This window comes from Tamlana flava (genome assembly GCF_041287255.1).
GTDB lineage: Bacteria > Bacteroidota > Bacteroidia > Flavobacteriales > Flavobacteriaceae > Tamlana > Tamlana flava.
This window is the reverse complement of record NZ_JBGGTX010000002.1, coordinates 900216-925505: the sequence shown is the minus strand read 5'-3', so window position 1 is coordinate 925505 and position 25290 is coordinate 900216. Positions and strand designations below refer to the sequence as shown.

Below are 25290 nucleotides of genomic sequence, written 5' to 3'. Positions count from 1 at the left end.
AACCCTTCGGTTAATTACCAACCAAAATCCTGCTACCTTCGCTATGGCTACTAAATTCAGGAGCATACATACTTTGTATGGTAGTAACACCATTGCTCATATTACCCACATTGTTAACGCGTAAATCGTACTCAAAAACATAAATGCCTTTTGGTAAATAATCAAAAAAGAAATTGGTTGAGGCATCCTTTGTGCTTTCATAATAACCTAAACCATCCTGCCATTTGTATTGGGACAAAACGTTTATCGGTTCGAATCCTGAAGCGCGCATGTCTTTCATATGGATGAACTCCATATTTCTATCACTTCGTAATTCTATATGCACTCTTACCAAATCACCCACTTTTAATTTTGTACTTGAAGTTATTTCAGTGATTTCCTCTCCTTTATCGGTGTTTGTTTTCAAAAACAATTTTTTCTTCAGTTTTAATGGTGTTTGTGCTAAAGTAACATTATCCAAGTCTTCAAAATATTGCCAATATAAACTTCCCCAAGCAATACCTTTTCCTTTTTTTGAAATTTGAACTTCTGCCATTTCAGGTTTAATTTCTGAAGTATTCCAAGAAATTTTATAATAACCCGTTCCAGCTTCCACTTTTACATTCTCAAGTTTAGAAGGATCCATTTTTTGTCCCCCCAAAACCACATCAACCATATCTGTAACGCTTAACCAATCACTACCCTGAAGCAACAACGCGTAAACGGCTTCTGTGGTGGCTTTGGTGGTTTTCCAACGGTTGGTTTGCTTATTTTTAAGCAACCATATTTTAAGGTTATCGATGGTTTCGAGATTCTTCGTTTCGCTCTGAATGACAAATCCAACTTCTGAAAACGCTTCAATCAACACCGCTTGTGTTTCAATTGGGGCTTGATACCAAAACCACGAATTGGTGTTGGCTTTCCAGTACATGCCCAATTCATCTGAGGTTATGCTGGTTTCCTTCAAGGAATTCATGATTTTTGAAGCCGTTTTTGAATCGTTATTTCTGTGCGAAACCAAAGCCATCAATCCTTTGGCATATAATGGACGACTTAACCAATATTTCTGAATTTGGGTTTGATAATAAGCTGTAATATCCTCAACTTTTTTGTTCTTTTCAATCTCTGTGAAAAAGCTACGCATGTACAAATAGTGCAATTGGGTGTAACTTAAATGGTCTTTATTTAAATCTATTTTAGCGTCATATTTTCTGATATCTTCATATTCTTTAATGAATTCTGAGTCGAGGTAGTTTATTGCTTTTTCAATCATTTCTGACCCTTCAATATTGCCCAAGTCAACACCAAGTTTTGACAAATGTCCGAAACCTACAATGATGTGTTGTGTAATGAATCTGTTTTCATAACCGCCATTAAACCAAGGCCATGCTCCAGATGGCATTTGGTTGTTTTGCAGTTTTTGGATGGCCGATTGCAACTCGTTGTTCATTTTATTTAAATCGAACAAGAGCGCAATACGTTTTTTCCGCTCAGTTTCGCTTTGTGCATCACGAAGCCATGGCGTTTCTTGAATCAGGATGGATTTCAATTCCTCATTTTTTTCAAGATTGCTCATCAGCACATCTTGGGATGCCCACTGATTGAAAACCTCTTGAATGTTAGGATTGCTGTTTGCAATATGGCTTGCCAGGGCATTGGCATAGTAGCGACTAAAGGTTTGCTCGTTGCAATCATAAGGGTATTCCATAAGATAAGGCAACGCCTGAACCGCGTACCAAGCAGGATTGGAAGTCATTTCCAGGGTTAACTTATGATGTTTTAAAGTAGTTGAATTACTGGTTTTCAACTTATCCAAAGAGAATGTCCGCGTTTCGTTGGAACGCACCCACATAGGAAGTGTTTCAGTGACCAACATACGATTACTCAAAACGGGAAGTGTGTTTTGCTCGCCGTCGCTAAAGGATTCCGATTTGGCCAATATTTTGTATTGAATAGCACCTACATTATCGGGAATGTTTAAATTCCAAGAAACTTGGGTATTGCTCTTAGCATCAACCAAAAAGGAAGCCTTCTCTGGCTCCCCGGAAGGGTAAGAACTGAGCAAGTTTGCGGTGATGTCATTACCGGAAATGGCATCAGTTAATATGAGTTTGGCTTGGCCTGAAAGCGGTTTTTCCGTTAGGTTTGAAATTTTAGCACTTATTGTAATATTGTCACCTTCACGTAAAAAACGCGGTGCATTTGGTATTACCATGAGTTCCTTTTGGGTAACTGCGGTTAGGGTTTGTGTTATACTTGCTAAGGTTTTGGTGTGCGCCAATAACTGCAATTTCCACTGGGTTAATGCTTCGGGTGTTGTAAAACTGAAACTTACATTTCCAATTTCATCGGTTTGTAACTTTGGAAAGAAAAAGGCCGTTTCTTGAAGGTTTTTGCGAATTTGTATGTTGTCAAAGTTTGTTTTTCCTTCCTTATTTTCAGAAATCGATTTTGATTCTTCCACCATTTTTGGAGCAGAACCAACCATGACTACCTCTTCCAAAGCACTGTCATTTAATTTTGCAAATGCCACAGGTCCCTCTGCTTCAACAGAATCTTCAACCTTTTGCACACCTGCCAATTTACTACTTAAACCCCGAATCAGCATACTGTTTGTATATCCCAAACTGAACCCAAACCAATTCAATTGATCATATTGTTGCTGTGGATAGCTAACACGCATTTTGTTATTGTAAACCCTAAAATTACGTGTGCCAAAACTTTTGTTGGATTGACTATATGTACGGGCATAATATAACTGCTGTTGCAACGGATTGAAATTCCACGCATGCGGTTTAAATTGGTCCAAAGAGGCATCATACATGCTTGCCAACAGTTCGGCACTTACTCTTTCACCTTGTGGCCCTTTGATTTTGAAACTCCAAGTTTCGTCAGTTCCCGGTTGTAATTTATCTCGAAACGTTAACGTTTCAATATCTAAATCGGTTTTCGGGTAAGGCACTGAAATAGCCAGAGAACCCGATTGAAAACTATTAAAAACGGCAAAGGTGTAATGCACCGCAAACCCACCTAAATCATTTTTATCAACAGGAATGGTTATGGTTTTTTTGCTGTTTTGCAGCTTGATGATTTCTGTTTTTATAATTTTTCCACCCTTTTCAACAGACACAGTAACCGATACATTTTCAGCAGCTGAACCTAGTGTGATTTTAGCAACATCTCCAATTTGATAGGTTTCTTTGTCTGTGCTGTTACTGAATAATTGATTGTCGGCCAAAGTATCATCATCGTTACTAAAAAGCGTGGTTTTGGTTTGGTCTTTCACCAATTGCCCAAATTTGTCTTTACTTTCTAAAGCAATCAGATATTGCCCCGATTTCCACTTTTTAATTTTACCGAGTTTTACTTCCTTGGCTGTTTTGGTATTGAAATTTTCCTCAAAAACCAAATCACCTTTTTCCCAGTTTTCAGCAAGATGTTCGTCGGTATATGATTCATATGGAAAAAGGTTTTTAAAGGTTCCCTTTGGAATTTCTTGATAGTCTGGTGCTGGCCATGGACGCTGCCTCAAGGTAGTTTTTGGAGCTATTAATTTATAGATTTTAATAAGCCCTTTAGCAGGCACAAACTCCCCGTTTAAATTTTCGGACGTAATTTTTATGGCATGGTCTTTTTGGGTTTTGTCCAACTGTGCATCAACATCCATTTTAGCCACCAAGGCATGATAACCAATATTTACCGTAGTTGTGGCACTTCGGGTTTCACCGTTTAAATCGGTAACATCTGCTGTGATTTCGTAATTGAAAACAGGCAAATTGCTTTTATCGACACTCTGGTCTGGTAATGCTGAAAAGGTTATTTCAAATTCCCCTTTTTCATTCGTCATACTTTCACCATGAGTTATTTCCTGAGGTTCACTATTAAACCAAGGCCGATGCCAAAAATACCATCTTGGGTATTGCACTTTTCGGTGTACGCGATACACCACTTTGGCATTTGTAATGTTGCTTCCTGCATAAGCCAAAGCATTACCTTTTACGGTAACGAGATCGTTTACCTTGTAAGTTTCAGTTACGGGTTTAAACTTGGTTTCAAACTTCGGACGTTTGTATTCTTCAACCGAAAAATACTGACTCCCATTCAAATCCTTTTTATCGGCATCGAGTTCAATATGATATTGCCCTGTTAAGCCACTATTAGGCAAAATAAATTCACCTGAAACCGAGCCAAATTCATTGGTTACCAGTTCAAGTTCCTTAACTTCTTCACCATTCACATTAAAAAGTGTGGCAGAAACTTTTTCCGAAACCAGAACTTCAGATTCATTTTCTTTTGATTTTACAACTATAGACTTAAAATAAACGGTTTGCCCAGGTCTGTAAATGCTTCTATCGGTAAAAACAAAAGCCCTATAATTAGTATTTTCTTCCCTTTCCCTATAATGCCGATTGATGTAATAATCACCAAAGTGAGCCAAATCGTTTCCGTTAGTAACCTTTGCCGTAATGTTGCGATAACGGTCGTCTGATTTTTCTATTTTAATTTGCCCATTGGCGTCTGGTGTATGGGTTTGTTTTCTTGTTTTATTATTATTTTCAGAAAATGACAATTCAACTTTTGCATTAGGAACGGGAGCACCATAATTTCGATTTATAATTTGAAATATTTTATGATTTGGCGTTTCTGTTTCTACCAAAGCTAAATTGGTCACTTGAATATTGGCGAAACCAAATACATTTTCGTCATCTTTCCCCGTTGCAAAAATGAGATATCTGCCATTGTCCAGTTTAGGTACTAACACCTCGGTAGTGTGCATTTGGTAGTCACCTTCATTTTTTAAATGGCTATTCCAAGATTGCCTAACATCTAGCTTTTTAATGAATTTTAGTTGGTCTTCCTTTCTATAAATTTTGCTGAACTTTTCGAATTCATTTTCCGAAATTCTGTAGATTTTAAATTGAAGCGCATTCAAATTTTTGTAACGCACCAATACTTTTGCATGCGATTGTATGGGCAAAAAGTCTTCTGCCGTAATTTGAAACGTGGTATATTCAATTTGCGATTTTAGGATTTCACATTTTTGGGCACCTGTGCTTTTTGGAAATTCTGAAATCACACGCTCACAAATCTCCAAAGCCTCCTTCGCTTTCCATCGGTTGTCTTCTGATATCTTGGGCTGGTAATTTTGGCTTTGTTGAAAATAAACCGCAGCAATTTCAAAATCGAACAAGCCTGAAACTTCATGCAATTTAAAACGGCTGCTTTCAGTTTTAAGAGCGTCTAAAAACAAGGTTTGTTTATTGCTTAATGTAGCTTGATGATTGACAAATTTTAAGCGTTCAATATCTACATCGGCCAATGCCAAAGGTTCATTGTCCTTTAAATGAAACTGAATCAAATCTTGATAGATTTTTAGAGCATTTAGTTGTAATGAAGCGGAATCCTTCGACGCAATTTTCAACTCTGAAAATGATTTGGGATCACCCAAATAATCCGGATTATCAATTTCAAATTTATATGCGGGTTTGGTAATTTGGGTTTCGCTTGTTTTGTAAAAACTTAAAGCTTGGTGATTCAAAAAATCAAACAAGGTTGGCCTGAACTTTTTAGAGCCTTTTAATTCATACAACAAAACGCTATATTTATTCAATTTTTCCTGCTGGAGCATCAACCCGCTTTGCAGAGAATTTTGAAAATGCAAATGAATTTCATCAAAAAGTGTCTGTAAATCCCAAGTTCTAAAATCGCTGGAGTCTACTTTTTCATAAGTTTTTGTGCGGTTATAAAACTGCCATCTGTTTTGGTTGAAATATTGCCAATACAGATTCGCCAAAGCGCTTTCCAAAATATTCTTTATTGGAAAATCTTGGATTTCAATTTCATTTTTAAAATCATTGATAATCTTCAATTGCGCATCTTCTTCCAAAACCAACGCATACTTGCTTTTATAAAATATAGTTTTAATAATCTGGTTTTCATTGTTCGTTTTGCGGGCTTGTTTTTCAATAGACTCAACAATTTTTAAGGCCGATTGTGGTAAACCATCGGCTTCCAATTTTTCAACCTTAGCCCATAAATCTTGAAAATCATTGGTTTGAGCCTGTGAGAAATTGGCAAAAAATAATATCATAAGTATGGGAAGTATATGTTTCATGTATTCTGTTTTTAAAACCATTAAAAATGTCAACTATAATGATTTACTTTAATTGACGTTTTAACTCTAAAATAGTTTCAAAAGCCATACCAAAGAAATGGCAAATGCGTAAAACATCCGTTTTGATGAGTGAAGTTAGCCATTTTTTTAGTCAGTTATAAAGGTTAACTTTGCCTTTCGAAATAAAAAACATGAAAAAGTTTATCATCCTACTTTTATTTCCTGTATTAGCATTTGGACAAACCAATTTTGACCAAGTTGAATTGCTTTTTCAAAAAAAGCAGTTTACCGAGGCTGAAGAACAAACCGTTCAAATTTTAAAATCTGAGCCCCAAAATATAAAAGCCATTGAGTTGTTGGGCGATGCCTACGGACACCAAAAAAAATGGGATGAAGCGCTAGTTCAGTATAAAAAATTAGTGGAACTTGACCCTGAAAATGCCAATTACCATTATAAATATGGTGGTGTTTTGGGCATGAACGCACTCGAAAACAAATTCAAGGCCATTGGACTTATTGGCGATGTGAAAACATCATTTTTAAAGGCGGCAGAATTGGACAAAAACCATATTGATGCACGTTGGGCTTTGGTTGAACTATATATGCAGTTACCTGGCATTTTTGGAGGAAGTAAAAATAAAGCCTTGGAATTCGCCCAAGAACTGGAAGCACTTTCAAAAGTTGATGGCTATCTGGCCAAGGGCTATATTTATGAATATGATAAAGACCCTGAACTCGCCGAAAAATATTATAAAAAGGCTATAATTGAAGGTGGCTCATTAGTTTGTTACGATAAGCTCACCAAATTTTATGTGGCACAAAATGAATCTGAAAAAGCCATTGCAAATCTTCAGGACGCCTATAACAAGCATCGACAAGAAGACTTATTACTTCAAATAGAACACATCAAAGAAAACCAGCGGTAGAAATTTAAAGACAATCCATGGTACTTTAAAAACGTGCAATCCTTATATTTACAGCTCACAATATCAATTCATGAACGTACATTTTATAGCCATTGGCGGTGCTGCAATGCACAATCTGGCCTTGGCATTACATAACAAAGGGTACAAGGTTACCGGAAGCGACGACACCATTTTTGAACCTTCAAAATCACGATTGGAAGCCAAAGGGCTGTTGCCCGAAACCTTTGGTTGGTTTCCTGAAAAAATTACCACAAATTTGGATGCCATAGTTTTGGGCATGCATGCCAAAGCCGATAACCCTGAGCTTTTAAAAGCACAGGAATTGGGACTTAAAATTTACAGTTACCCCGAGTTTTTATACGAACAATCTAAAAAAAAAACCCGAGTGGTTATTGGAGGCAGTCACGGAAAAACTACCATTACATCGATGATTTTGCATGTGATGCATTACCATGACCGCGATGTAGATTATATGGTCGGCGCCCAATTGGAAGGTTTTGATGTGATGGTAAAACTTACCGAACACAACGATTTTATGGTTTTGGAAGGTGATGAATATTTAAGTTCGCCAATTGACAGACGTCCGAAATTCCATTTATACAAACCCAATATTGCCTTATTGAGCGGCATTGCTTGGGACCATATTAACGTGTTTCCAACTTATGATAATTATGTGGAGCAGTTCCGTATTTTTGTAGATAGCATTGTAAGCGGTGGAAGCATCAACTATAACGAAGAAGACCCCGAAGTAAAACGCGTGGTAGTGGCCAGCGAAAACACGATTAGAAAGATAGCTTACCGAACGCCAGAATATTCAGTTGAAAATGGACAAACCCTTTTGGAAACCCCTGAAGGATCTTTACCGATTGAAGTTTTTGGAAAGCACAACCTCAACAATTTGGCAGGTGCCAAATGGATTTGCCAGCATATGGGCATTGATGAAGACGACTTTTACGAGGCCATCGCTACCTTTAAAGGCGCCAGCAAACGTTTGGAGAAAATAGCCGAAAGTAAAAAAAGTGTGGCCTACAAAGATTTTGCCCACTCACCCAGTAAAGTGGAGGCCACTACAAAAGCCGTTAAAGAACAATACAGCAACCGCACGTTGATAGCCTGTTTGGAACTACATACCTACAGCAGTTTAAATGCCGAGTTTTTAAAAGAATATAAAGGCGCTTTGGATGCTGCCGATGTTTCCGTGGTATTCTACTCGCCACACGCCGTTGAAATAAAAAAACTGGAGAAAGTGACCCATGAGCAAATTGCCGATGCCTTTAAGCGCAACGATTTAATCATCTATACCAACCCAGAAGATTTCAAAAACTTTTTGTTTTCACAGAATTTTGATGATAAAGCATTGCTTTTAATGAGTTCTGGAAATTATGGTGGGCTGGATTTTGATGCTGTTAAAGGGTTGATTGGGTAGGTTAGTTTAACTTGGTAGCATATGTTGGATAAATACATTAATTGATTTTTTAGAAAAAAGTTTTAAAATAAATCTACTTCAACTTCTCCTTAAAAAAAGCCATGGTTCGTTCCCAAGCCAAAGTTGCCGCTTTTTCGTCATAGCGTGGCGTGGTGTTGTTATGAAAACCATGGTTTACATCAGGATAAAAATGGGCGGTATATTCCACATTATTAGCCTTTAAAGCGGTCTCATAATCTGGCCAACCGGCATTTACACGGGTATCTAGCTCTGCAAATTGCAACATCAAAGGTGCTTTTATTTTAGCCGTTTCTTCAGTATTTGGCTGCCCTCCATAAAACGGCACAGCTGCACCCAGTGTTGGTATTCTAACCGCCATCATATTCGAGATCCAACCACCAAAGCAAAAGCCAACCACACCAATTTTTCCATTGCAATCTTTATGGTTGCTTAAATAATCATAGGCGGCTATAAAATCTTCGAGCATTTCATTTCTATCACGCTGGCGTTGCATCGCCCGTCCATCATCATCGTTTCCTGGGTAACCACCCGATGGCGACAAGGCATCGGGTGCCAAGGTGATAAATCCTTCTAAGGCTGCGCGTCTGCCCACATCTTCAATGTAGGGGTTTAAGCCTCTATTTTCGTGCACCACCACAATGCCCGGTAACTTTCCTTTAAATTCATCAGGTTTTGACAACAGGCCTTTTATGGTGCCACCACCTTTGGGCGATTCATATTCAATGTATTCAGATTTTAAACGTTCGTCATTGGGTTTCACCATGGCCGTATTGATGTAATCGGGCGATATAAAACTCAATAAAGAAGATACCGTAACACCACCAACGGCATATATAGATAGTTTTTCCACAAATTGCCGTCTGTCAATCTTATTGTGTGCATAATAATCGTAAAGGTCAAATACCTCTTGGCTAATATCTTCTTTTTTTAATGGCTTCATAGGATTAATTTTTTATTGCTCCTGTAAGTTACAATATTTATCTTTAGTGCATGACAGAAAAACAAGCGTCCTTTTCCATAAAAAACTGGAGTCAGGACGATCAACCTCGCGAAAAATTGCTTTATAAGGGCAAAACGGCATTAAGTGATGCCGAACTGGTAGCCATTTTAATTGGTTCGGGCAACAAAAATGAAAGTGCCGTGGCCCTTTGCAAACGTATTTTGGCAAGTGTAGATAATAATTTGAGTGCCTTGGGGCGACTTTCTATAAAGCAACTTATGGAATTTAATGGAATTGGTGAAGCCAAAGCCATCACCATTGCCGCGGCTTTAGAATTGGGCAGAAGACGACGCAGCGAAGAAGCCCTAGAGCGAAAAAAGATAACTTCAAGCACATCGGTTTTTGAATTGATGCAACCAATTATTGGTGAACTGGAACACGAGGAATTCTGGATTATTTATTTGAACAATTCCAATAAGGTCATCCAAAAAAATCAATTGAGTAAAGGTGGCATAACGGGCACTTTGGTTGATGTTAGGTTGGTGCTTAAAAATGCCTTGGAAGTTGGTGCCGTTGGGCTCATACTGGCACATAACCATCCCTCGGGGACTTTGAACCCAAGCGCGGCCGACAAGCAAATTACCGAAAAACTAAAATCGGCATCGGAGAGTTTAGATATAAAAATTCTGGACCATCTCATTATAACAGAAAAAGCATACTTTAGTTTTGCAGATGAAGGCATTTTGTAATTTTAAAGAATAGATGTTAAAAAATCAAAATATCAAATTCCAAAAACGGGACTAATTATTGTGAACTCAAAAACTGAAAACTGCCAACTGAGACTGAAAACTGCTTACTGAATATATGCTATTAGTTTATACCCATAAAATATCGCCACGTTTAAAATATGTCTTTAAACATATTTGCAAAAGGATATTGGGTATTGAGGTTAGTTTTACCACTCAAATTGAGGAATTTATTGCGCACGATAGTTTAAAGATGTCCTACACCACAAAACAGCTTGGCAATGAGTTTTTTGTGAAAAGTCACGACATTTTGTTTGAACAGGGTTTGAGCGATTTAGATATCCACATACACCGTTGGGAAAACACAAAATGTTTCTTTCACACTGGTGAAAAAAGCGCCATTCCTTTTGATATTTTTTCGGCTTCCTTTTACTTATTATCTCGTTATGAGGAATATTTGCCCCATTTAAAAGATGATTACGGCCGCTTTACAGCCAAAGAAAGTTTGGCTTACAAAGAAGGTTTTTTGCATCAGCCCGTGGTAGATATTTGGGCCTACAAATTTAAGGCTGCCTTGCAAAAGCAATTTCCAAAATTTGAATTTCCCGTTAAGTCATATCGTGTTGTCCCCATAATTGACGTACCGAGTGCCTACAAGTATAAATTAAAGGGCATTATGCGCTCTCTTGGTGGTATTATAAAAGATGTCTTCAGGCTCCGCCTTAAAGGTTTATACACTCGGCTTTTAGTATTGTTTGGTTTTATTCACGACCCATATGACACTTTTAAATACATCATTAACCGGCAGAAAAACTCGAGTTCCAAATTCCTATTTTTCTTTTTAATAGGTGATTATACAACCTACGACAAAGGCATCAACCCCAACAAGAAGAAATTTGTATCTCTAATGAAACATGTGGGCGATTATTGTAATGTTGGATTAAAAGCTTCCTATTTTGCCATTGAGGATATGTCCATCTTAAAAAAGGAAAAATTAAGGATGGAGGAAATTATGAACACCAATTTAATCGCAACCCGGCAATCGTTTTCAAAACTAAATTTACCTGAGTCCTACAGAAACCTCATCGCGCTTGAGATTAAGGAAGATTACGCGATGGGTTATGTAGACCATATTGGTTTTAGGGCGGGTTCGTGCACGCCATTTTTGTTTTATGATTTGGACTATGAAGTGCAAACACCATTAAAAATAGTTCCTTATCATGTTATGGACTATGCGCTTTTGAAACAACACTCGCAGCTTGACAAGAAGAAGGTATTAACCGAAATTATGGATGAAATCAAGCAAGTAAATGGCCTGTTTGTACCCATATTCCATAATTATACGTTTAGCGACCACGATAGATGGAAAGGCTTTAAAGAATTATTTAACATCATAATAGATTCGCCAAATGAAGATTAGCGGTATTACAGATGTTTTTTTTGATTTGGACCATACGCTGTGGGATTTCGACAAAAATTCTGCGTTGACTTTTCAAAGGATTTTTCAAATAAATAATATCGATTTGGATGTTGATGTATTCTTGGAACATTACGTGCCCATTAACCTAAAATATTGGAAACTGTATAGAGAGGAACGCATTGAAAAAAGTGCCCTCAGGTTTGCCAGATTAAATGAAACATTCCAAACTGTTGGCTATTTGGTTAAGGACGAATTGATTTATAAACTTTCCGAAGATTACATCACCCATTTAACCACATTTAACCACCTATTTGAAAACACCTTCGAGATTTTAGACTACCTAAGCATTAACTACCGTTTGCACATCATTACTAATGGGTTTGATGAGGTACAAAGCAAAAAATTGAACCAATCGAACATTCATAAATATTTTAAAACAGTAACCAATTCCGAAATGGTTGGGGTAAAAAAACCAAACCCTAAAATATTTAACTATGCGCTTCAACAAGCCAATACTGTTGCAGAAAATAGCATTATGGTAGGCGATAGTTACGAAGCCGATATTTTGGGCGCACAAAATATTGGTATGGATGTTGTGTTTTTTGATTTGGGGCAAACAATGCTCAACAACGGCATTAAAAAAATAGATAACTTGATACAATTAAAAAACTATTTGTAAGTTTTATAATTTAACCATTTACCAACACTCAAAACCGTATATTTACATTCACATTTTAAATTAATTTATTAAAAATGAACACCAAATTTTTCACATTATTAGTCTCTTTTTTTATAACAATATCGATTTTTTCCCAAAATTCTTTGAACGATTACAAGTATATTATTGTTCCAAAAAAATATGATTTCCTAAAGGAAAAAGACCAATACCAATTAAACTCATTAACCCAATTTTTATTTAATAAATACGGGTTTGAAGCTTACATGGAAGGTGAAGATTACCCACAAGATTTGAGCATGAACCGTTGTTCGGCGCTAACCACAGACCTTTTAAAAGACTCTGGTTTGTTTAAAACCAAGCTCACCATAGAACTCAAAGATTGTAACGGTAATACGGTTTTCACTTCAAAAATAGGAGAAAGCAGAGAGAAGGAATATGCAACGGCTTATAATTTAGCCTTAAGGGATGCTTTTGAATCGGTTAAAGCACAAAATTACAAGTACGAACCTAAAGATAAAATGGTATCGAAAACCACTCCTATCGCTTCTTCAAATAAAGAAACGGCTGCCGAAATTGAAAAATTAAAAAAAGAAATCAAAACCTTAAAAGAGGAAAAACAGACTGATGTTGTTGAAATCAAAAAAGAAGTTGCTGAAACAAAACCTGTAGTTAAAGAGCAAGTTGTTCCTGTTAACGATGACAGAATTAACACAGATGAACCAACAGTTTTATATGCACAAAAAATTGAAAATGGTTATCAATTAGTGGACATGACACCAAAAGTGGTTTATAAAATCAAAAAAACAGGACAGGAAAACTTGTTTTTGGTTGAAGGCGAAAACGCCATTATTTATAAAAAAGGCGACGCTTGGTTTTATGAATTCAACACCGATGGAGGCGTTATGCAAAAAGAGCTGAATATAAAATTTTAAGCTAATTAGTTCTTTATCTTACAAAAGTATATAACTGGACAGATTCTTTCACTATCGCTCAGAATGACGTAGGTAATCTTAAAAAAGTACTTGTCATTGCGAGGAGGCACGACGTGGCAATCTCAAAATTAATCATTCAGCATTTTCCAAAGGGTATCCTTTAATTCGGTAATGCCCTTTTGCGCTACAGATGAAATAAACAAATAAGGAATGGGCAGTTCTTTGTCCAATTCCTTTTTAAGCTCAGACTTTAGTTCATCATCAAGCATATCACTTTTTGATATGGCAATTAAGCGCTCTTTGTCCAGCATTTCTGGGTTGTAACGACGAAGTTCATCCAGCAAAATATCGTACTGCTTTTTAATGTCTTTGGCATCAGCCGGAATTAAAAATAACAGCACCGAATTGCGCTCAATGTGGCGCAAAAAGTAATGCCCGAGCCCCTTCCCTTCGGCAGCACCTTCAATAATTCCGGGAATATCTGCCATGACGAAGGTTTGAAAATCACGGTATTTCACAATACCTAAATTAGGCTTTAGAGTGGTGAATTCGTAATCGGCAATTTTTGGTTTAGCAGACGTAATCACCGACAACAATGTTGATTTTCCTACATTTGGAAAGCCCACCAACCCCACATCGGCAAGTACCTTAAGTTCCATGGTAACGAACTTTTCTTCCATGGGCAAACCAGGTTGCGCATATCGTGGCGTTTGGTTTGTTGCCGTTTTAAAATGCCAGTTTCCCAATCCGCCTTTGCCACCTTCGGCAAGTATTTTTTCTTCACCGTCTTTGGTTATTTCAAAAATTATGTTGTTAGTTTCGGTATCCCGAACTACAGTTCCTAATGGCACATCTATATAAACGTCTTCGCCATCAGCTCCAAAACTCCTACCACTACTACCGTGTTCGCCATGGCCAGCACGAATGTGCTTTTTAAATTTTAAATGCAGAAGCGTCCAAAGATTTTCCTTCCCGCGCACAATAACATGACCGCCACGACCACCATCACCACCATCAGGGCCACCTTTGGCAACATATTTTTCACGATGTAAATGTGCAGAACCTTTACCTCCGTTTCCGGATGCCACATACATTTTTACGTAGTCAACAAAATTTCCCTCGGTCATTTTCTGTGTTTATTTGTTTTTTGTGAGTTGTTTAGTTGAGTTTTTCTAAACAACTAAACGAATAAACTTTTTAACTAAAGTGCATCAATAACGCCACTCAAGCGCTTGGTAATATCTTCAATGGAACCAACACCGTCAACACCAAAATATTTGTTTTGCGCAGAGTAGTATTCTTTTAAAATGGCAGTTTTATCGTAATATTCCTTGATTCTATTTCTAATGATAGACTCATCAGCATCATCTGCCCTGCCACTGGTTTGTCCTCTTTTCAGCAAGCGCTCCACTAAAATTTCATCATCAACCTCTAAAGCAACCATGGCATTTATTTGCGAATCTTTACTGTCCATAAGTTTATCTAAAGCTTCGGCCTGTGCATTGGTACGCGGAAAGCCATCAAAAATAAAACCTTTGGCATCGGTATTTTTTTCAACCTCAGCATTCAACATGTCTATAGTTACTTGATCCGGAACCAACTCGCCTTTGTCCATATAAGATTTTGCTAACATGCCTAGCGCGGTTTCGTTTTTAATGTTGTATCTAAAAACGTCGCCTGTTGAAATGTGCACTAAATTATACTTCTCTTTTAAAAATTCTGCTTGTGTTCCTTTACCTGCTCCTGGAGGACCAAATAGTACTAAGTTTGTCATGTGTTGTGTTTGTTTAATTTGATATACTTCTGGTAAATTTCTTCCCAATCCATCGTAATCAAGCCCATAGCCTACTATGAATTTATCGGGAATTTCAATACCAACATAATGTAGTTTAAAGTCTTTTTTGTACGCCTCTGGTTTGTAAAAAAGTGTTGCAATTTTTAATGACTTTACCTTCTCGTTTTTAAAAATGCGGTGCACTTCGGCCAAGGTTTTTCCAGAATCAATAATATCCTCTAAAATAATAACAGTGCGCCCAGTTAAATCTTGGGTTAGGCCAATTAAACGCTGAATGTCTTCAGACGATTTCAAACCTTCATAAGACGCCAATTTAATAAAAGTAACCTCGCACGTGTTAGGGTACTTTTTTACAAAATCGCTAGTTAACATAAACGACCCATTCAAAATGCCCACAAATACTGGGATTTCATCACCCACATCTTTGGCTATTTCGGTTGCCATGCGCTGCAAAGCCTCATCAATCTGCTTTGCCGAAATAAATGGCTTAAAATATTTATCGTGTAGCTTTATCACGGTTACTATTTTTTGAAAGTTGCAAAGATAATCAATAGAATCTCGATTATCTCATTTTTGATTTATGATTTGGGAACTAATTTAAGATTTAAGTGTATTTTTGCGAAACATTTATGCGATTTTAGTTAATTTTTGTTCAAATGAATTATTTTTCCTCAAATTTTAAACTTGGTATTCTTGGCGGTGGCCAACTGGGTAAAATGTTACTTTACAACACCAGAAAATTTGATATTTATACTTGTGTTTTAGAGGCCGCTGAAGATGCACCGTGTAAAATTGCCTGCGATGAATTTCATTTGGGCAATTTGTTGGATTATGATGCCGTTTATAATTTTGGAAAACAGGTTGATGTTTTGACGATTGAAATTGAAAATGTAAATGTTGATGCCTTAGAAGACCTTGAAAAGGAAGGCGTAAATGTATACCCATCTTCTAAAACATTACAAACCATTCAAAACAAAGCGAAACAAAAGCTGTTTTATGTGGACCACAATTTGCCCACAGCACCCTTTTCACGTTTTGCGTATTTATCTGAAATTGAAGATGCCATAAATAACGGAGGCCTAAATTTTCCTTTTGTTTGGAAAGCTGCCCAGTTTGGTTACGATGGAAATGGTGTAAAAGTGGTTAGAGAACTTTCAGATTTGGAAGGATTGCCAAAAGGTGAATGCATTGCTGAAACCTTGGTGCCATTTAAAAACGAGCTTGCCGTTATTGTGGCCCGAAATGTATCTGGCGAAACCAAAACCTATCCAGTGGTAGAAATGGAATTCCACCCTGAAGCCAACCAAGTGGAATATGTTATTTGCCCGGCAAGAATAGATGATACTGTAGCAAAAAAAGCTCAGGAGGTGGCTTTAAATACTTCTAAAGCATTTAACCATGTTGGACTTTTGGCTGTTGAAATGTTCCAGACCAAAGATGACCAAATCTTAATCAATGAAGTAGCACCAAGACCACACAACTCTGGTCACCAAAGTATTGAGGCAAGTTACACATCACAATTTGAGCAACACATCAGAGCCATTTTAAACTTGCCATTGGGTAGAACCGATAGTAAAGTTGGCGGTGTTATGGTAAATTTGGTAGGAGCTGAAGGTTACAAAGGCAATGTAGTTTACCAAAACATTGAAACCATTATGCACATGGATGGTGTTACCCCACATATTTATGGAAAAAAACAAACAAGGCCTTTCCGAAAAATGGGACATGTAACCATTGTTAATGAGGATTTAAATGAAGCCAGAAAAATTGCCGAACAGGTAAAGAGCACAATAAAAGTTATAAGTGAATAATTATGAGTAAAGTAGGAGTTATTATGGGAAGCAAAAGTGATCTTCCTGTTATGCAAGATGCCATAGACGTCTTAAAAGGTTTTGATATTGAGGTTGAAGTCGATATAGTTTCGGCACATCGTACACCAGAAAAATTGTTCGATTATGGTAAAAATGCCCACACCCGAGGCTTTTCAGTTATTGTTGCTGGTGCTGGCGGTGCCGCTCATTTACCTGGCATGATTGCATCTCTTTCTCCACTACCTGTAATCGGAGTTCCTGTAAAAAGCAGTAATTCTATTGATGGCTGGGACTCTGTTTTATCCATTTTGCAAATGCCCGGTGGGGTTCCTGTAGCCACTGTTGCGCTTAATGGTGCAAAAAACGCTGGAATTTTGGCAGCGCAAATTATTGGTGCAAGCGATAAATGTGTACTCGATAAAATTGTAGCTTACAAAGAAGGCCTCAAAATTAAAGTTCACGAATCTGCAAAGGATTTGAAATAAAAAAGCCCCGAATAAAATTCAGGGCTTTCCAGCTATTAACAAATAAATCTCACGAGTTAGTCACTCTTCTTATTGTCGCGGGCAAAAATAGAAAAAATTTATTATGCACGCACAGCAAACACAATATTTAACACATTATTTGAAAAAATGATAAAAAAATCGCTGATTACTCCATTTAAAACCAAATATAATACGCCTCCGTTCACAAAAATTGAAAACGATGATTTTCTTCCTACTTTTAAAGAAGCCATCAAAATGGCCAAAGAAGAGATTGATGCCATCGTTAACAACCCAGAGCCTCCTTCATTTGAAAACACCATTGAGGCTATAGATTTTTCTGGCGAACAATTGGATAGAATATCAAGCATTTTTTTCAATTTAAATTCTGCCGAAACCAACGAAACAATTCAAAAAATCGCCCAAGAGGTCTCGCCTTTGCTATCAGAATTTAGTAACGACATCACTTTAAATGAAGATTTATTCAAACGTGTTAAATCTGTTTACAACTCAAAAGACACTCTAAATTTAAATACCGAACAAGAAACACTGCTCGACAAAAAGTATAAAAGTTTTTCAAGAAACGGGGCTAATTTACTAGAGGATAAAAAGAAAGAGCTCAGGGAAATCGATAAAAAATTAAGCCAGCTTAAATTGAAATTCGGTGAAAACGTTTTGGCCGAAACCAACAAATTTGAAATGCTGATAACAGATGATGCCGATTTAGCTGGACTTCCTGAAGGCGCCATTGAAGCAGCAAAACAATTGGCCGAAAGTAAAGACAAAGAAGGTTGGCTATTCACGTTGGACTACCCTAGCTATATTCCATTTATGACTTACGCTGATAATCGCGAATTGCGAAAAAAACTCGCTTTGGCTGCAGGGGCAAAAAGTTTTAAGGGTGATGCATTGGACAACCAGAACATCGTACTCGACATTGTAAACTTAAGACACCAACGCGCCCAAATGTTAGGTTATAAAACGCATGCCCATTTTGTTCTTGAAGAGCGTATGGCAGAGACACCTGAAAAGGTTCAATCATTTTTGGATGAACTTTTGGAAAAAGCTAAGCCAGCCGCAGAACGTGAATTTAAGAACCTTGAAAACTTCGCAAATGATTTGGAAGGCATAGACCATCTTGAAAAATGGGATGGAGCTTATTATTCTGAAAAACTAAAGCAAAAACTGTTCAACCTTGATGACGAATTACTGAAACCGTATTTCAAATTGGAAAATGTTATCAAGGGTTCGTTTGTGATTGCCAATAAATTATTCGACTTGAATTTTGAGGAAATCAATGACATTGACAAATATCATGAAGATGTTTTAACTTATAAAGTAACCGATAGTAAAGGTAATTTGGTTTCCATTTTTTATGCCGATTTTTTTCCAAGACCTGGCAAACGTAATGGTGCTTGGATGACGTCTTACAAACCACAATACATAAAAAATGGTGAAAATAGCAGACCGCAAGTTTCCATAGTTTGCAATTTTACGAAACCCACCAAAAGCAAACCGTCACTATTGACGTTTAACGAAGTAACCACTTTGTTCCATGAATTTGGTCATGCATTGCACGGTATGTTAGCCAACACCACATACCCAAGTTTATCGGGAACTAGTGTTTATTGGGATTTCGTTGAGTTGCCCAGCCAAGTGATGGAAAACTGGTGTTATGAAAAGGAAGCCCTTGAATTATTTGCCACGCATTATGAAACAGGCGAGGTAATCCCCATGGACTTGATTGAAAAAATAAAAGAATCGGCTACCTTCCACGAAGGCATGCAGACTCTAAGACAAATTAGTTTTGGATTGTTGGACATGAGCTGGCACGCTGGCGAGTCGCCTGAAAAAATAAAGAATGTAAAAGCCCACGAACTCAAAGCCTTTGAGAACACCAAATTATATCCCGACGTTGCCGAAAATTGTATGAGCACATCCTTTTCCCATATTTTTCAAGGTGGTTATTCATCGGGTTATTATAGTTATAAATGGGCAGAAGTTTTGGATGCCGATGCCTTCGAATATTTTAAAGAGGAAGGCATATTTAACAAAACTGTTGCCAATAAATTCAAGAACAACGTACTGTCTCAAGGTGGAATTGACAACCCAATGACGCTTTACAAACGTTTCCGAGGAAAAGAACCAGAACCAGAAGCTCTGTTGAAGCGCGCGGGATTGATTGAGTTAAACAAATAAGGCAACAAAGCAGTAAATTCAAACACTTATAACTTTTTTAGATAAGACACCATTAATTCTCTCGCACGTTCATCTGGCATGCGACCAAACCCGGCAATCATGTTATCGATTATATGATGTGGTTTTGAAGTTCCAGGAATAACACAGGTAACCAATTCGTTGGACAATATAAACTTAAGAAAGTATTGTCCCCAACTTGTTATATTGAAGTCTTTTGCCCATACAGGCAAAGGTTTTCCTTTTACCATTCGAAACAAATTGCCACCTTCAAACGGTCGGTTAATTAAAACGGCGGTTTTGTGTTTTTGTATAACTTCGAATAATGATTTTTCGGCATGCCTAGATAGTATCGAATAATTGAATTGCACAAAATCTGGACTTTCGGATTTTATTACTTCCTCTAAATCCGAATGGGCAGCATCAGTATAGTGTGTAATTCCCCAGTACTTGATCTTCCCTTGTTCTTTCCAAGACTTTAAGGCTTTTACATGGGTTTTCCAATCCACTAGATTATGGATTTGCATTAAATCAATTCGCTGCCGCTTTAAAAGTTTTAAGGAATTTTCCATTTGGTTAATTCCAGCATCCCTGCCCGCCGTCCAGACTTTGGTAGCGTAAAAAAAGCTTTTTGCGAAATCTGCATTAAAAGTTAAATCTCCAACAACGGCTTCTGAACTTCCATACATGGGTGAAGAATCAATAACTCGCCCACCGTAATTGTTCATTTTTGACAAAACTTCTATGAGCACTTTGCGTTCAGAAACTGAATTGCCCACATCAAAAGTTTGCCAAGTCCCTAAACCAACAACGGGCAGTAGTTGATTACTTGACGGTATTGGGCGTTCTAGAATTTCTTCATTGGCTATAAATGAAAAAAGTATAGGGTATGCCATCAAACCTAGGCCAGATAAACCATAGATTTTCAAGACATCTCTTCTATTGTAATTTTCAGGAATCAAACTTAATGATTTTAAAAAACGGGATTTTCTTTCTTAAATTTAATCAAAATAATTGGTAGATAGATTTTAGGGAGTAATCATCAACATGCATTCAAGCTATACAACTATTTGAATAGCTGAAAAATCCATTTATTTATCCTATTTTTGAGAAAAGAAAAATTGCACGTTAATGCCAAGCCATGAGATAAATCCAAATAATTGGGTTGACCTTTATTCTGACTATCTTTTCAATTACACCATTTCGCGGGTTAGCGACAGGGTAATTGCGCAAGATTTGGTTCAGGATACATTTTTGGCAGGTTTAAAATCAATGAAATATTTTAAAGGAGAGGCCAGTGAACGCACTTGGCTCATCTCTATTTTAAAACGAAAAATCATTGATTATTATCGAAAAATAAATTCGAACAAAGGAAAGGCAGAAGTCAGGATGACCTATAATTCAGATGATGAATCTGATGGCGATTGGCTGCAAGAACGTGTGGCAGACCCCTTTGACAAAACTGCCGAAGACCAATTGGAAAACGTGGAACTTGGGGAAGCCATTTATAATTGCTTAGAAAAATTACCACAAAAACAAGCCGAGGTTTTTAAAATGAAAACTATACTTGGCCATGAAACCGAAACAATTTGTAATGAACTAAATATTACAGCGTCTAACCTTTGGGTAATAATTCACAGAGCGCGCACTGCTCTTGCTGACTGCCTAAAAGAAAACTGGTTTTAATTATGAGTGCAAAATTTAAGGTGTTTCTTCCTTGCGAAAAGGCAAACCACGTTTGTGATAAAACACAGTATAAAGAAGCCTCTATTTGGGAAAAAATAAAACTAAACGTCCATTTAGTTTATTGCAGGGCTTGCAGAGAATATACGAAAAAAAACACGAAATTAACCAAATCGGTTAAAACTTCAAAAATAGAATGCTTAGATAAAAACTGTAAAGAGGCCATGAAAAAAGAGGTTGATAAAGCCATAAAAGAACAAACAGCCTAAAAAAAAAATAAAAGCAAAAACCCAAGCCATAAAATAGGCAAAGCTTCCACCCAAAAAGAACTATAATATTTCCCCTGTTCCATTTTTGAAAAATGCACAAACAGTCCTGTAACTATACAAATTACGACTAATGGGATGATTAACCTAACGGAAGTTTCACCTTTAAAAAATTCCGAAAGGATAACAAAAACCAACAACAAAATGCCTAATAGTTTTGTACGTTTAACACCAATTTTTTGAGGTACGGTGGCGAGTTTTAAACTGTCATATCTTAAATCCCTAATTTCAAATGGCAACATTAATACAATTACCAAAGCAAAGCGCTGTATGCTTGTTATCAGCACATCCGTATTTATGGGATAGTCATTTTCTACTAAGGGCAATAGCACGGTCGCACCACTCCACGTCAATGCTATTAAATAAATTTTAAGTCCGCTAACTGTTCTTAAGCTCGACTTACTTTCAACATTCCAATCTTTAGGAAGAAATGGAATAGCATAAAAAAATGTGATAATACTAAAACCAAAGGCACTCAACAGTGTTTTTGTCTGCATTTTAAAGGCATAATAACACATTAATAGAAAGCAGAAAAAGGAGAAAATCTGAATATATTTTAACCAATTTGTTAGGCTTCTATGATGAAATTTAACCAACCCAAAAAACTTAACAAAATTATATCCGGTAATGGACGAAAAGAACAGAAATAGCAATGTGTCTTTATCAACAGAAATGTCAAATTCCAAAAAAGTAATGCAAGCCAAGGAAACAACGGCAAAAGCCACATGAATACTACTGTTGATATAAAAATTAAAAAGCTGGTTCAGTACCTTCATGGAACAAAAGTAATCAAAGTGTTGATAAAGCCTTTAAACCGTTAAAAACTTATCTCTCCACTTGATTACGAGCATCAAATATTGTGTATTTTTGCACTTTGTATTTTAAATCGACTTTTGAATGAACACAAACGCTTTTGCACTGCGTCATTTAGGCCCTAGAGAAGATGACCAAAAACTTATGTTAAACATACTGGGATTGGATAGTTTAGACCAATTAATCTATGAAACCATCCCAGACGACATTCGATTAAAAAATGGCTTGAATCTTGACGAACCCATGACCGAACATGAATATTTATTGCACATTCATGAATTGTCAAAAAGGAACAAAGCGTATAAAACATATATTGGCTTGGGTTACCACCCCACCATAATGCCTGCCGTAATTCAGCGTAATATTCTTGAAAGCCCAGGTTGGTATACGGCGTATACACCATACCAAGCTGAAATTGCCCAAGGCAGATTGGAAGCGCTTTTAAATTTCCAAACCATGGTCATCGATTTAACTGGTATGGAAATTGCCAACGCTTCTTTGCTTGACGAAGGCACAGCAGCCGCTGAAGCCATGAGTTTACTTTTTGCCGTTCGGGAGCGCGATCAGAAAAAGAAAAACATCAATAAGTTTTTTGTTTCCGAAAACATTTTACCCCAAACACTATCAGTTCTTGAAACAAGAGCAAACCCAATTGGCATCGAATTGGTAGTTGGCAAACAGGATGAATTTGATTTTTCTAATGAATTCTTCGGAGCCATTTTACAATATCCAGGCAAAGATGGACAAATCACTGATATTAAATCGTTCATTCATCAAGCCAACAACACCCAAATAAAAGTTGCTGTTGCTGCCGATATTTTAAGTTTGGTAAAGCTTGAAGCGCCCGGTAAATTTGGGGCTGATGTTGTGGTAGGTACCACACAGCGGTTTGGCATTCCTATGGGTTACGGCGGTCCCCATGCCGCTTATTTTGCAACTAAAGAAGCTTACAAACGCGATTTGCCTGGGCGCATTATTGGAGTCACCAAAGACTCGAATGGCAACCGTGCTCTGCGTATGGCACTTCAAACACGAGAACAGCATATAAAACGAGATAAAGCCACCTCAAACATCTGTACGGCTCAGGTGCTTTTAGCCGTTATGGCCAGCATGTATGCCGTTTACCATGGCCCAAAAGGCTTGAAGTTTATTGCCAATCGAGTACATAACAAGGCTGCAACCCTAGCTGGTGCATTGGGAAAATTAGGCTACAAACAAATCAATACTTCTTACTTTGACACCCTTCAAATAAAAACCAAAGCAAAAAAAATAAAGAAAGTTGCAACCGAGAAAAAGGTAAATTTATGTTACCCTGATAAGGAAACTGTAACCATTTCAGTAAATGAAACAACCTCAATAAGAGATCTTAATTATTTGATTTCTGTTTTTGCCGAAGCTGCAAAAACAGAAACCATTATCATTTCTGAAATTGCTGAAGCTGACCAAATTGAAGCATCCTCAAAACGCTCAACGGAGTTTTTAACCGAACCAGTGTTCAACACTTATCATTCTGAAACAGAGTTGATGCGCTACATTAAATCTTTAGAGCGTAAAGATTTAGCTTTGAACCACTCCATGATTTCATTGGGTTCTTGCACCATGAAATTGAACGCGGCTTCAGAAATGTTGCCTTTAAGTATTTACAAATGGGCCAACATTCATCCTTTTGCTCCATTGAAACAAGCTAAGGGGTATCAAATAGTTTTAAAAGAACTAGAAGACCAGCTTACCGAAATTACTGGTTTTGCAGCCACGTCATTGCAACCAAATTCAGGTGCCCAAGGGGAGTTTGCCGGACTTATGGTAATCAAAGCCTATCATGAATCACGTGGAGACCACCATAGAAATATTTGTTTAATTCCGTCGTCGGCACACGGTACAAATCCCGCCAGTGCCGTTATGGCTGGCATGAAGGTAATTGTAACCAAATCAACCGACGAAGGCAATATTGATGTTGACGATTTACGTGAAAAAGCAGAATTGCATAAAGATAATTTATCGGCTTTAATGGTAACCTATCCGTCCACGCACGGTGTTTACGAATCGGCTATAAAAGAAATCACAAAAATCATCCATGATAATGGTGGACAAGTTTACATGGATGGCGCCAACATGAATGCGCAAGTTGGTTTGACCAATCCAGGAAATATTGGTGCCGATGTGTGCCACCTTAACCTGCACAAAACTTTTGCCATTCCTCATGGCGGCGGTGGTCCGGGTGTTGGCCCTATTTGTGTTGCCAAACAACTCGTTCCTTTTTTACCCGGAAATCCTGTTTTAAAAACTGGAGGCGAAAAAGCCATTACCGCAATTTCTGCAGCGCCTTTTGGTTCAGCTTTGGCCTGTTTGATTTCCTATGGATATATAAAAATGTTAGGCGCTGAAGGTTTAACAGAATCTACCAAAGTAGCCATTTTAAATGCCAATTATATCAAGCACCGATTGGAAGGAAGCTATAACACTCTTTACTCTGGTGAACGAGGCAGAGCTGCTCACGAAATGATTGTAGATTGTCGTCCGTTTAAAGCCAATGGCATAGAAGTGACCGATATTGCCAAACGATTGATGGATTACGGATTCCACGCACCAACAGTTTCTTTCCCCGTAGCCGGAACGCTCATGATTGAACCCACTGAAAGTGAAAGCAAAGCTGAACTGGACCGTTTTTGTGATGCCATGATTTCAATTAAAAAAGAAATCGATAATTCTTCAAAAGAAGACGCGAACAATGTACTAAAAAATGCACCGCATACTTTAGCCATGGTAACCGCCAACGATTGGCATTTCCCATATTCGCGAGAAGAAGCAGCCTTTCCTTTAGAATATATTAAGGATAATAAATTTTGGCCAAGCGTTCGACGTGTTGATGACGCTTATGGCGACAGGAATTTAATTTGCTCGTGCACACCTATAGAGGCTTATGCCGAGGCATAAAATGATAGTTGAACATCGTAAATTCTAACAGTATCAAATTGGCATTTTGTAAAAAGCAACTATCTT

18 protein-coding genes are annotated in these 25290 nt (G+C 37.4%); 12 read left to right on the top strand and 6 right to left on the bottom strand.

The window, feature by feature from the left end:
* Positions 1 to 10: 10 nt before the first annotated feature.
* A complete protein-coding gene (locus ACB104_RS08515) occupies positions 11 to 6094 on the bottom strand; it encodes an alpha-2-macroglobulin family protein (protein WP_370477893.1) in 6084 nt (2027 codons plus the stop codon).
* Between the two features lie 191 nt (positions 6095 to 6285).
* Here ACB104_RS08515 and ACB104_RS08510 point away from each other — a divergent pair, with 191 nt between their 5' ends.
* Both ACB104_RS08510 and ACB104_RS08505 read left to right on the top strand, forming a co-directional pair.
* Positions 6286 to 7020 carry a tetratricopeptide repeat protein gene (locus ACB104_RS08510; RefSeq protein WP_370477891.1) on the top strand — a complete coding sequence of 245 codons (735 nt, stop codon included), beginning with the start codon at positions 6286 to 6288 and terminating at the stop codon, positions 7018 to 7020.
* Between the two features lie 70 nt (positions 7021 to 7090).
* Positions 7091 to 8446, top strand: coding sequence for a UDP-N-acetylmuramate--L-alanine ligase (locus ACB104_RS08505; RefSeq protein WP_370477890.1), 1356 nt, complete (start codon positions 7091 to 7093; stop codon positions 8444 to 8446).
* Between the two features lie 73 nt (positions 8447 to 8519).
* Here the strand turns inward: ACB104_RS08505 and ACB104_RS08500 are convergent, their stop codons facing one another.
* The gene (locus ACB104_RS08500) at positions 8520 to 9407 is read right to left on the bottom strand and encodes a dienelactone hydrolase family protein (RefSeq protein ID WP_370477888.1); all 888 of its coding nucleotides are present in this window, start codon (positions 9405 to 9407) and stop codon (positions 8520 to 8522) included.
* A 50-nt stretch (positions 9408 to 9457) separates the two neighbouring features.
* Between ACB104_RS08500 and radC the strand changes: the two genes are divergently transcribed.
* From radC to ACB104_RS08480, 4 genes are all read left to right on the top strand, one after another.
* Positions 9458 to 10156 (top strand): RadC family protein, encoded by a 699-nt coding sequence (radC, locus tag ACB104_RS08495; RefSeq protein WP_370477887.1) that lies wholly within the window; start codon positions 9458 to 9460, stop codon positions 10154 to 10156.
* A gap of 115 nt (positions 10157 to 10271) precedes the next feature.
* A complete protein-coding gene (locus ACB104_RS08490; RefSeq protein ID WP_370477885.1) occupies positions 10272 to 11573 on the top strand; it encodes a polysaccharide deacetylase family protein in 1302 nt (433 codons plus the stop codon).
* Entirely contained in the window at positions 11563 to 12252 is a 690-nt protein-coding gene (locus ACB104_RS08485; RefSeq protein WP_370477884.1) for a YjjG family noncanonical pyrimidine nucleotidase, read from the top strand. Before ACB104_RS08490 ends, ACB104_RS08485 begins: the two co-directional genes overlap by 11 nt.
* Before the next feature lie 143 nt (positions 12253 to 12395).
* Positions 12396 to 13184, top strand: coding sequence for a hypothetical protein (locus ACB104_RS08480; protein WP_370477882.1), 789 nt, complete (start codon positions 12396 to 12398; stop codon positions 13182 to 13184).
* A gap of 128 nt (positions 13185 to 13312) precedes the next feature.
* On the opposite strand, the gene obgE is transcribed toward ACB104_RS08480, so the two are convergent.
* Positions 13313 to 14311, bottom strand: coding sequence for a GTPase ObgE (obgE, locus tag ACB104_RS08475; RefSeq protein ID WP_370477880.1), 999 nt, complete (start codon positions 14309 to 14311; stop codon positions 13313 to 13315).
* Between the two features lie 74 nt (positions 14312 to 14385).
* Positions 14386 to 15495, bottom strand: coding sequence for an adenylate kinase (locus ACB104_RS08470; RefSeq protein WP_370477879.1), 1110 nt, complete (start codon positions 15493 to 15495; stop codon positions 14386 to 14388).
* Positions 15496 to 15635: 140 nt separating this feature from the next.
* On the opposite strand from ACB104_RS08470, the gene ACB104_RS08465 reads away from it, so the two are divergent.
* From ACB104_RS08465 to ACB104_RS08455, 3 genes are all read left to right on the top strand, one after another.
* Entirely contained in the window at positions 15636 to 16790 is a 1155-nt protein-coding gene (locus ACB104_RS08465) for a 5-(carboxyamino)imidazole ribonucleotide synthase (protein WP_370477877.1), read from the top strand.
* A gap of 2 nt (positions 16791 to 16792) precedes the next feature.
* Positions 16793 to 17275, top strand: coding sequence for a 5-(carboxyamino)imidazole ribonucleotide mutase (purE, locus tag ACB104_RS08460; RefSeq protein WP_370477875.1), 483 nt, complete (start codon positions 16793 to 16795; stop codon positions 17273 to 17275).
* A 147-nt stretch (positions 17276 to 17422) separates the two neighbouring features.
* The gene (locus tag ACB104_RS08455; protein WP_370477874.1) at positions 17423 to 19471 is read left to right on the top strand and encodes a M3 family metallopeptidase; all 2049 of its coding nucleotides are present in this window, start codon (positions 17423 to 17425) and stop codon (positions 19469 to 19471) included.
* 26 nt (positions 19472 to 19497) lie between these two features.
* Here ACB104_RS08455 and ACB104_RS08450 read toward each other — a convergent pair whose 3' ends face one another.
* Positions 19498 to 20430, bottom strand: coding sequence for an aldo/keto reductase (locus ACB104_RS08450; RefSeq protein WP_370477872.1), 933 nt, complete (start codon positions 20428 to 20430; stop codon positions 19498 to 19500).
* Positions 20431 to 20599: 169 nt separating this feature from the next.
* Between ACB104_RS08450 and ACB104_RS08445 the strand changes: the two genes are divergently transcribed.
* Entirely contained in the window at positions 20600 to 21154 is a 555-nt protein-coding gene (locus ACB104_RS08445) for a sigma-70 family RNA polymerase sigma factor (protein WP_370477871.1), read from the top strand.
* A gap of 2 nt (positions 21155 to 21156) precedes the next feature.
* A complete protein-coding gene (locus ACB104_RS08440; RefSeq protein WP_370477869.1) occupies positions 21157 to 21420 on the top strand; it encodes a hypothetical protein in 264 nt (87 codons plus the stop codon).
* Here ACB104_RS08440 and ACB104_RS08435 read toward each other — a convergent pair.
* Entirely contained in the window at positions 21417 to 21974 is a 558-nt protein-coding gene (locus ACB104_RS08435) for a UbiA prenyltransferase family protein (RefSeq protein ID WP_370477868.1), read from the bottom strand. The two genes, ACB104_RS08440 and ACB104_RS08435, sit on opposite strands and share 4 nt — an antisense overlap.
* 400 nt (positions 21975 to 22374) lie before the next feature.
* Between ACB104_RS08435 and gcvP the strand changes: the two genes are divergently transcribed.
* The gene (gene gcvP, locus ACB104_RS08430) at positions 22375 to 25224 is read left to right on the top strand and encodes an aminomethyl-transferring glycine dehydrogenase (RefSeq protein ID WP_370477866.1); all 2850 of its coding nucleotides are present in this window, start codon (positions 22375 to 22377) and stop codon (positions 25222 to 25224) included.
* Positions 25225 to 25290: the final 66 nt, after the last annotated feature.